This window comes from Halorhodospira sp. 9628 (genome assembly GCF_022228075.1).
Lineage (GTDB): Bacteria > Pseudomonadota > Gammaproteobacteria > Nitrococcales > Halorhodospiraceae > Halorhodospira > Halorhodospira halophila_A.
The window spans coordinates 118,045-126,577 of sequence record NZ_JAJNRF010000008.1 but is presented as its reverse complement, the minus strand read 5'-3'; the positions used below and the strand labels follow the sequence as shown (position 1 = coordinate 126,577).

Annotated in this window: 7 protein-coding genes; 4 read left to right on the top strand and 3 right to left on the bottom strand. The window is 68.2% G+C overall.

Features of this window, described 5'->3' with window-relative positions; genetic code table 11:
- Nucleotides 1-95 precede the first annotated feature (95 nt).
- Nucleotides 96-995 (bottom strand): TIGR01777 family oxidoreductase, encoded by a 900-nt coding sequence (locus LRG10_RS09575; RefSeq protein ID WP_238635345.1) that lies wholly within the window; start codon nt 993-995, stop codon nt 96-98.
- Between the two features lie 240 nt (nt 996-1,235).
- Here LRG10_RS09575 and petA point away from each other — a divergent pair, with 240 nt between their 5' ends.
- The gene (gene petA / locus LRG10_RS09570; protein ID WP_201167844.1) at nt 1,236-1,841 is read left to right on the top strand and encodes a ubiquinol-cytochrome c reductase iron-sulfur subunit; all 606 of its coding nucleotides are present in this window, start codon (nt 1,236-1,238) and stop codon (nt 1,839-1,841) included.
- A gap of 141 nt (nt 1,842-1,982) precedes the next feature.
- On the opposite strand, the gene LRG10_RS09565 is transcribed toward petA, so the two are convergent.
- Nucleotides 1,983-4,109 carry a mechanosensitive ion channel domain-containing protein gene (locus LRG10_RS09565; protein ID WP_201167841.1) on the bottom strand — a complete coding sequence of 709 codons (2,127 nt, stop codon included), beginning with the start codon at nt 4,107-4,109 and terminating at the stop codon, nt 1,983-1,985.
- A gap of 133 nt (nt 4,110-4,242) precedes the next feature.
- Here LRG10_RS09565 and LRG10_RS09560 point away from each other — a divergent pair, with 133 nt between their 5' ends.
- Entirely contained in the window at nt 4,243-4,395 is a 153-nt protein-coding gene (locus LRG10_RS09560; protein ID WP_201167838.1) for a hypothetical protein, read from the top strand.
- Between the two features lie 20 nt (nt 4,396-4,415).
- On the opposite strand, the gene LRG10_RS09555 is transcribed toward LRG10_RS09560, so the two are convergent.
- Nucleotides 4,416-6,047, bottom strand: a complete 1,632-nt coding sequence (locus LRG10_RS09555) for an AMP-binding protein (RefSeq protein WP_238635343.1) — start codon at nt 6,045-6,047, stop codon at nt 4,416-4,418.
- Nucleotides 6,048-6,247: 200 nt separating this feature from the next.
- Between LRG10_RS09555 and ilvD the strand changes: the two genes are divergently transcribed.
- Both ilvD and LRG10_RS09545 read left to right on the top strand, forming a co-directional pair.
- Nucleotides 6,248-7,945 (top strand): dihydroxy-acid dehydratase, encoded by a 1,698-nt coding sequence (gene ilvD, locus LRG10_RS09550; protein WP_201243051.1) that lies wholly within the window; start codon nt 6,248-6,250, stop codon nt 7,943-7,945.
- A gap of 78 nt (nt 7,946-8,023) precedes the next feature.
- Complete coding sequence (locus LRG10_RS09545; protein ID WP_201167831.1) at nt 8,024-8,461, top strand: CBS domain-containing protein; 438 nt, start codon at nt 8,024-8,026, stop codon at nt 8,459-8,461.
- Nucleotides 8,462-8,533 lie beyond the last annotated feature (72 nt).

Here is an 8,533-nt window from a genome sequence, read left to right as displayed (position 1 = left end):
GGGGGGGGGGGGGCCCCCCCCCCCCCCCCCCAACCACCCCCCCCGCGGGGGGGGGGGCCCCCCCCCCCCCCCCCCGGGGGGGCGGGGTGCGCTCGTCAGCGGCTGCGGAGGATCTCGCTCAGGGCTTCATCCAGGGTCGGATACTCGAAGGTGAAACCGGCCTCCTGAAGGCGTTGGGGGCGCATGCGGGCGCCGGTGAGCAGGATCCGGGACATCTCGCCGAAGGCCAGACGCAGGGCTGGAGCCGGAGCGGGCAGGAAGGCCGGGCGATGCAGGTGGCGCGCCAGTGTCCGGGTGAATTCGGCGTTGGTCACCGGTTCCGGGGCGCTTGCGTTGAACGGGCCTGCGAGTGCCTCCTGATCGAGCAGAAAGAGGATGATGCGCACCAGATCGGTGCGGTGGATCCACGGCATGTACTGCTTGCCGCTGCCCAACGGCCCACCGAGGCCCAGCCGGAAGGGCGTGAGCAGCTTGGCGAGGGTGCCGCCGTCGCGGTCCAGCACCAGTCCGATCCGCATCAGCGCCACGCGGACGCCATGGGATTCGGCCTGCCGTGCCGCCTCTTCCCAGCGGGCGCAGAGCTCGTGAACGAACTCGGGGTTCGGCGGGGTCTCCTCCGTGACCTCTCGGTCGCCCTGATCGCCGTAATACCCCATCGCGGAAGCGGAGATCAGGGTCTTGGGTGGTGTATCGAGCTGGCCGCACAGATTGACCACAGCCTGGGTGGTGTTCAGTCGGGAGTCGAGCAGGCGCTGCTTCTTGGCCTCGGTCCAGCGTCCCTCGGCAATCGACTCGCCAGCGAGGTTGATGATCGCCTCGGGCTGGCTGTCGAGGAAATCGGCCACGTTCGGGCGGATGTCGGTCCGTGCTGGCAGGGCAGCGCGTGCGCGCTCCGGGTTGCGCGAGACGACCAGCAGCTCGTGGCCGCGCTCGTGGAGGCGAGCGCACAACGGCTTGCCGACGAAGCCGCTGCCGCCGGTGATCAGAATTCGCATGACACCCTCCCGTGTGGAAATTCCTGCGTATAGTATTGTCCAGCCTACCGCGACGGTGGAGGCAGGCAAGCCCGGTGGTGCGGTGTTGCAGGCGGTGGCTGCCCCGCGCCAGTGCGTGTGCGGTAAAATGCCGCAGGCTGGTTCAGGGCCGCGCCTTGCATTCCACGCCGCAACCTTTACGTTATGCCGTAACCGGCGATACCGTTGCATGAATGGATTAAGTAGCAACAGGGGGTCTACATGACGAACGAGGCACCGGATGATCTGGATCGTGGGCGACGGCGGTTCCTGACCGGCGCGGCGAGCGTGGTCGGTGGCGTCGGCGTGGTCTTCGCCGCGGTCCCGTTCATCGGCTTTCTCCGCCCCAGCGTGGAGGCGCAGGCGGAGGGTGCGCCCATCGAGGTCGATGTGAGCAAGCTCGAGCCCGGGCAGCGCTTGGAGTTTGAGTGGAAGGGCAGCCCGATCTGGGTGGTCAGCCGTACTCAGGAGCACCTTGAGACGCTGGATAAAATGGTGGACCGCCTGCGCGATCCGGACTCCGAGCGGGATCAGCAGCCGGATTACGCCCGGAACAAGCACCGGTCCGTGGACCCCGAGGTCTTTGTCGTGGTGCCGATCTGCACCCACCTGGGCTGCATCCCCACGTACTACCCCGAGATCGAGCCGATGGACTTCGACGCCGACTGGCTCGGCGGGTTTTTCTGCCCCTGCCACGGCGCGCGCTACGATATGGCTGGCCGGGTGTATCGGGCGCAGCCTGCGCCGAGGAACCTGGAGGTGCCGCCGCACCGGCAGGATGGTGACAAGCTGGTCATTGGCGAGCATCCCGAGGACGCCGACGCGTAGCTCGGTTCTGGCGCGGCGCGCGCTCTTCCGGCTTCGCAGCCGTCCAGGACTGTATAAAAAAACCCGCCCCCGAAGCTCGGGGGCGGGTTTTTTCATGGGTGCGGTATCGGGTGGGGCACCGGCGCCCGGTGCCCCACAGCCCTAATCGTCAGTGGGGTCGTGGTGGACGCGGTCGCTGGCGGTTGGTGCCGTCGGAGTAGCGCCGGCGGCATGGTTGGGGGACGTTGCCCCCGCGCGCGCAAGGCGCAGGGGCGGGGCCTGCCCCTGGTGGTCCTCCCCGAAGTAGAGGGTCCGGTGCGGGAAGGGGATCTCGATGCCGGCGGCATCCAGGCGCTTCTTGACCAGCCCGTTGTAGGCCCGGCCGATGGCCCATTGCATCCCCGGTGCCGTCTTGATGCGCACCCGGATATTGACCGAGCTGTCGCCCAGCGAGACCACCCCGTCTACCGCGAAGTCGCCGTAGAGGGCATTGCGGATGTCGGGATCCGGATGCTGTTTGAGGTCTTCGTAGGCGGCCTCGAGCACCGGGGTGACCTGGTCGACATCCTCTCGGTAGGCCACCCCATAGCTGCCGACGTGGTAGGCGAAGTGGCGGGTGAAGTTCGAGACGCTGTCCACTGAAGAGAACGGGATGAAGTGGTAGGTCCCGAACAGGTCGCGGATGTTCACCGAGCGAATGGTGAGCTTCTCCACCGTGCCTGTGACCCCGCCGGCGGTGACGATATCGCCGACGTCGATGGCGTTCTCGAGCTGGATGAACACGCCGGTGATGATGTCCTGAACCAGCTTCTGCGCGCCAAAGCCGATGGCGAGGCCGAGGACACCGGCACCGGCGATCAGCGGGCCGATGTTAATCCCGATCTCGGCGAGGACGATCATCGTCGTCATGGTGACCAGGACGATGGCGATGGCGTTGCGGAACAGGGTGAGCAGCGTCTGCTCCCGCGCCGAGGGGGTGCCGTGGCCCACGTCCGGATTCAGGCGGTGCTCGATGAAGCTGGCCGCCAGCAGCCAGACCGCCGTGGCGGCGAGCAGGACCAGGGTAACCGAGAGGATCACCCCGAGGGTCTGCAGGCCGCCCTCGGAAGCGAGCCAGCCGGTGAAGTCGAACAGCTGCCAGGCATCGAGCACGGTGGCGATGACCACGATCAGGATGGCGGTCCGTGCGATTTTCAGCACGATGGGCAGGTAGCTATTCAGGCGCTGCTCGAGCAGTGGGAAGTGGCGCCGGTTGCGTTCGCTAAGCCGGATACGCCGGGCCGTGGCCTGGGTCAGGACAATGGCCAGGAAGGCCCCGATGCCGATGGCCAGTGCCGTCTGCAGGGTCGCCTGGGCCATGAAGGCCAGAGCGGCATCCGGCTGGGTGATGGTGACTACGGCGAGCGCGCCGAAGTAAAGGATTACGACCCAGTGCCAGACCCAGGCCAGCGACGAGAGGATGGTCCGGGTGAACAGCACCCTGGACTCGGCGGCGCTGGCCTGGAGCCGCTCGCGCACGTCGTGCCGGTTGCGCAGGGCGATCACCACCGCATAGCCGAAGGCGAGCACCATGACAAGGAGCACCGCCAGCTGTCCCAGCCCCTCGGCAACGGCCATGGTGACGAAGGGACCGATGAACAGCAGGCCGTAACCGATCAGTCCGGACATGCGGGCCAGCCGCTTGCCCCAGTAGGTGGCGTGCTCATCGTCGGTGGCGATCAGCCGCAGGTGGGGGTTGCGCGGTGCGAACAGAATGCGCAGCAGGGCCTTGAAGCCCTCGACCATCAGGAACGCATTCAGGAACAGGGATTCCCGCGCCTCGATGCCGCCCACCTCGCCGACCAGCGAGAGGGCGATGGCGTACCCGGCGATCCAGGCCAGGAAGATGGTCGCCAGGTCGGCCGCGGCGGCGCCGAGCACGCCGACGGTGCGCCGCACCGTGCGCAGGCGCGCGTCGCCGCGCTGGGCCCAGCCCTCGGCGCGGTTGAACACGGGGCGTGCCAGGGGGCGCAGCACGAGGAGCAGGCCGATGGTGACGACAATGATCAGGCCCAGGTCGGCCAGTTCCAGGGCCAGCGCCCAGAGCTGCGGGCCGATGGCCTCGCCCTCGATATCCCGGAACAGTTCCCCGATCTCGCGAAGCTCCTGCCCGATGGTCTGAGCGGCCCCCTGAGTGAGCTCGGCAACGCTGCGTGCCGGAGACTCTGCCGGGGTCTCGGCCAGAAGGCGAGCGGGGAGTAGGGTGGCGAGGGCGCCGATCAGCCAGGCAAGCGGGGTTCGTGTGGACACGCGGGATCTCCTTTTCCGGATGGATGCCGTCAAGCGTAACGGTTGAGCCGTGGCGGTGGCCATGTCCCTGGCCTTCAGGCGGGGGCGCCGATCGATTAAACTTGATCTGGAGTCCGAAAGGGAGGAGACCACCGTGAACTGGCTCAGAGTGGTGCCCTGGGCGTTGCGGGCGGCGCGCCTGGCGCGCAGTGCGGAGCAGGTCCGGCGTGAGCGTGGCGGTCGCCGGGTCAGTGGCTACGATACCGGTAAGGCTGCCGGGCGGGCGCTGCGCCGCGTTTTGAAGTAGTCGGGCCCGTCCCCGTTGGATCAGGCGCCGAGCTGACGGCGCAGGATCTTCCCGCTGGGTGTCTTGGGCAGCTCGTCGACGAAGTGGATCTCGCGTGGTGCGACTGCGGCACCGAGGCGTTGTCTTGCGTGGGCGATCAGATCCCGCTGCAGCTGTTCCGGGGCCTCCGGCGGGCGGCGCGGGACGACCCAGGCCGCGACCAGGGCGCCGGCCACCGCATCGGGGACACCACTGACCCCGCATTCGGCCACCTCCGGGTGGTGATTCAGAACGGCCTCGACCTCCGCCGGTCCGACCATGTGACCCGCGGTCTTGATCACGTCGTCGGCGCGGCCGATGAAACGCAGCTCGCCTTGCTCGTCCCACTGGGCGAGATCGCCGGAGCGGTACCAGTTGTCGACGAAGGCATCGCGGTAACGCTCCGGCGCACCGAGATAGGCGCGGAACATCGACGGCCAGCCCCGACGGATGAGGATCTCGCCGGTGGCGCCCGGCTCCGTAACGGGGTTCACCGTCTTACCTTCCACGTTGGCCAGGATCAGTTCGACGCCGGGGACGGGGCGGCCCATGCGGCCGGAGCGCACCGGCGCATTGCCGTACTGGGCCGTCATGATCGCGCCGGTCTCGGACTGCCACCAGGCGTCGCGGGTGGGGAGGCCGAGGCGTTCCTCGGTCCACTCCGTCAGTGCTGGATCGAGCGGTTCGCCGGTGCTGAAGATCCGCTCCAGGCGTGACAGATCATGCCCGGCCAGTGCCTCGGGGCCGGCCCGGCGCAGCATGCGCAGCGCCGTAGGCGCCGTGAACCAGCACTCAATGCCCTCTGCGGCGAGGGTTCCGTACCAACGCCTGGCGTCGAACTCGCCCTCATCCACCACCAGGGTTGCTCCGCAGAGCAGCGGTGCCAGGATGCCGTAGGAGACGCCGGTGACCCACCCCGGGTCGGCGGTGCACCAGTAGCGCTGCCCGGGGGCAAGGCCGAGGACCTCGCGCCCTGTGGCCAGATGCGCCGCTGCCGCCCGGTGGACGTGGAGCACGCCTTTGGGCGGACCGGTGGTGCCGCTGGTGAAGTGGAGCAGCGCCGGGTACTCGGCGCCCGTCGCGATGGGCTGCGGCGCAGCGTCATCGGCGCAGAAAGTCTGCCAGGACTCGGCGCCGGGGGCATCGCCGTCGACGAGTACAATGTGTTCCAGGGCCGGCAGTGCGCCGCGCACCGGGGCGATGCGCTCCTCGAAGAGCTGCCGGGTGGTGACCACGACACGCGCTTCGCCGAGCTCGAGGCGGCGGCGGATGGGGTCGGGACCGTAGACCGAGAACAAAGGCGCGTAGACCGCCCCGTGGCGAAGCGTGCCGAGCGCGGCCAGATAGAGTTCGGGGCGGCGCGGCCCGAGGGTGCAGACCCGCTCGGCAAGGCGCACGCCGCGACGCTCCAGCGCCCGGGCGAAGCGCAGGGCGCCGTCGAGCAGGTCTACGTAGTTGTAGACCCGCCGCTCGCCCTCAGCGCCGCGCCAGATCAGAGCTTCCTGATCGCCGCGGCCGGCGGTGATATTCCGCTCCAGGCACTGGTACGCCAGGTTCAGGCCGCCGTCATCCTGGGCGCCCAGCCACTCCCGTTCTACGCTCTCCCAAGAGAATGAGGCCCCTTCTGCGCCCATCGGCGGTCCATTATCCCGACTGTTGACCATCCCGCTATCCTGAGTCCGCCTTCTGTTGCAGCGCAAGGGGGCGGGGCGGCCTTTGTGTCGCTCAGGCCGCGAAGCGGTGGCGTTCAGGGGAGGTGGTACTCCCGCGACGCCCCCGTTCTTAGGTACCCTATGCAGATTGCCTGCAACCGTTTATGACAGAGGAGTCATCCATGGCGGATAACCGTCGCAGCCGAGTGATCACCCAGGGTGTGGCCCGAACCCCGAACCGCGCGATGTTGCGGGCCGTCGGCTTCCGGGATGAGGACTTCGAGAAGCCGATCATCGGGGTCGGCAACGCACACAGCACGATCACCCCCTGCAACGTCGGGATCGGCGCCATGGCGCGGCGCGCCGAGGAGGCGCTGCGCGAGGTGGGGGCGATGCCGATGAAATTCGGCACCATCACGGTCTCCGACGGCATCACCATGGGCACCGAGGGTATGAAGTACTCCCTCGTCTCCCGCGAGGTGATCGCCGACTCCATCGAGACGGTCGGGGGCGGCCAGCAGATGGACGGGATGCTGGCCACCGGTGGCTGCGACAAGAACATGCCGGGCGCCATGATCGCCCTGGCCCGGCTCGATATCCCCGGCATCTTCGTCTACGGCGGCACCATCAAGCCCGGCCACTACAAGGGCGAGGACCTGACCGTGGTCAGCGCCTTCGAGGCAGTAGGGCAGTACAACGCTGGCAATCTCTCCGAGGAGGATCTCAGGGGCGTGGAGGAGAACGCCTGCCCCGGAGCCGGCTCCTGTGGCGGCATGTTCACGGCGAATACCATGTCCAGCGCCTTCGAGGCCATGGGCATGAGCCTGATGGGTTCCTCGACCGTCTCCGCGGAAGATGACGAGGCCCGGGATGTGGCCGCCGAGGCGGCGCGGGTGCTCATGGACGCGGTCCACCACGATCGGCGGCCATCCTCCATCCTGACACGAGAGGCGTTCGAGAACGCGTTCGCCGTGGTCATGGCCCTGGGCGGGTCGACCAATGCCGTGCTCCATCTGCTGGCCATCGCCAATACCGCCGAGGTCCCGTTCGACCTCGACGATGTCGAGCGGATTCGCCGCAAGGTGCCAGTGCTCTGCGATCTCAAGCCTTCCGGTCGTTTCGTGACCAGCCAGTTCCACGAGGTGGGAGGTACGCCGCAGGTGATGCGCATCCTGCTCGAGCAGGGGCTGCTCCACGGCGGTTGCAGGACCATAACCGGGCAGACCATCGAGGAGCTGATCGGCCACCTGCCGCCGGAACCGCCGGCGGATCAGGAGATCATCATGCCCTTCGATCGGCCGCTTTACCCGGAGGGCCACTTGGCGATCCTGCGCGGCAACCTGGCCGAGGAGGGGGCTGTGGCCAAGGTCAGCGGCATCAAGCAGCGCCGCATCAGCGGCCCGGCCCGGGTGTTCGACTCCGAGGAGGAGTGTCTGGAGGCGATCCTGGCCGACCGTGTGCAGGCCGGTGATGTGGTCATCGTCCGCTACGAGGGGCCCAAGGGCGGTCCGGGCATGCGCGAGATGCTGGCGCCCACCTCGGCGATCATCGGCAAGGGCCTCGGCGACGCCGTGGGCCTCATCACCGACGGCCGCTTCTCCGGCGGTACCTACGGGATGGTGGTCGGTCACGTGGCGCCGGAGGCCTACGACGGCGGTACCATTGCGCTCGTCGCCGAGGGCGACACCGTGACCATCGATGCCGACCGCAATCTGTTGCAGGTGGAGGTGGACGAAGCCGAACTGGAGCGCCGCCGCAGCCAGTGGCAGGTGCCCCGGCCGCGCTACCGCCGCGGGGTGCTGGGCAAGTACGCGCGCCTGGCGGCCTCGGCCAGTCGCGGCGCAGTGACCGACGCCGATCTCTTCCCCGATCAGGACTAGGCGGGACGAGGCACCGAAGCACAGCGGTGCCGTCGGCGACGGCACCAGCTACAGCCACGCGTACCCAGGAGGGAAGCGATGAAGCTCCCCGAGATTATGACGGACAAGCTGGTCACCGGGCATCCCGATGAGGGGGTGCGGGAGGCCTTCTTCAAGATGCGCTACAACCACATCCGCCATCTGCCCGTAGTGGATGAGGATATGGGGCTGCTCGGCATCGTGACCGACCGCGATCTGCGGCGGCCGGACTGGGTGGATGAGGCGCCGGATCTTGCCCATGTCTACTACCTGGACGACAACATGGCGCTCAAGAACGTCATGACCCGCAACCCGGTCGTTGTCCACACCTACGATCCGGTTCAGCGGGCGGCCCAGCTCATGCGAGAGAACCGTTTCGGTGCGCTGCCGGTGCTCAACAAGGAGCAGCGGCTGGTGGGCATGGTCTCCGCCGTGGATATGCTCCAAATCCTTGAGGAGCTGCTCGACAAGTTCGGCTCGCCGGAGGGTGTGGGCTGAACCGCCGCGCTGCTTCCGCAGGGTTGCGGCGGGGCTGCCGCCGGGCGACGGGGTCGTGACGGGGAGGGGGGT

Bases quoted from the DNA above. Each gene is read 5' to 3' on its own strand.
- LRG10_RS09575 (WP_238635345.1), bottom strand. From the start codon at position 995: ATGCGAATTCTGATCACCGGCGGCAGCGGCTTCGTCGGCAAGCCGTTG.
- ilvD (WP_201243051.1), top strand. From the start codon at position 6,248: ATGGCGGATAACCGTCGCAGCCGAGTGATCACCCAGGGTGTGGCCCGA.
- LRG10_RS09555 (WP_238635343.1), bottom strand. From the start codon at position 6,047: ATGGGCGCAGAAGGGGCCTCATTCTCTTGGGAGAGCGTAGAACGGGAG.
- petA (WP_201167844.1), top strand. From the start codon at position 1,236: ATGACGAACGAGGCACCGGATGATCTGGATCGTGGGCGACGGCGGTTC.
- LRG10_RS09545 (WP_201167831.1), top strand. From the start codon at position 8,024: ATGAAGCTCCCCGAGATTATGACGGACAAGCTGGTCACCGGGCATCCC.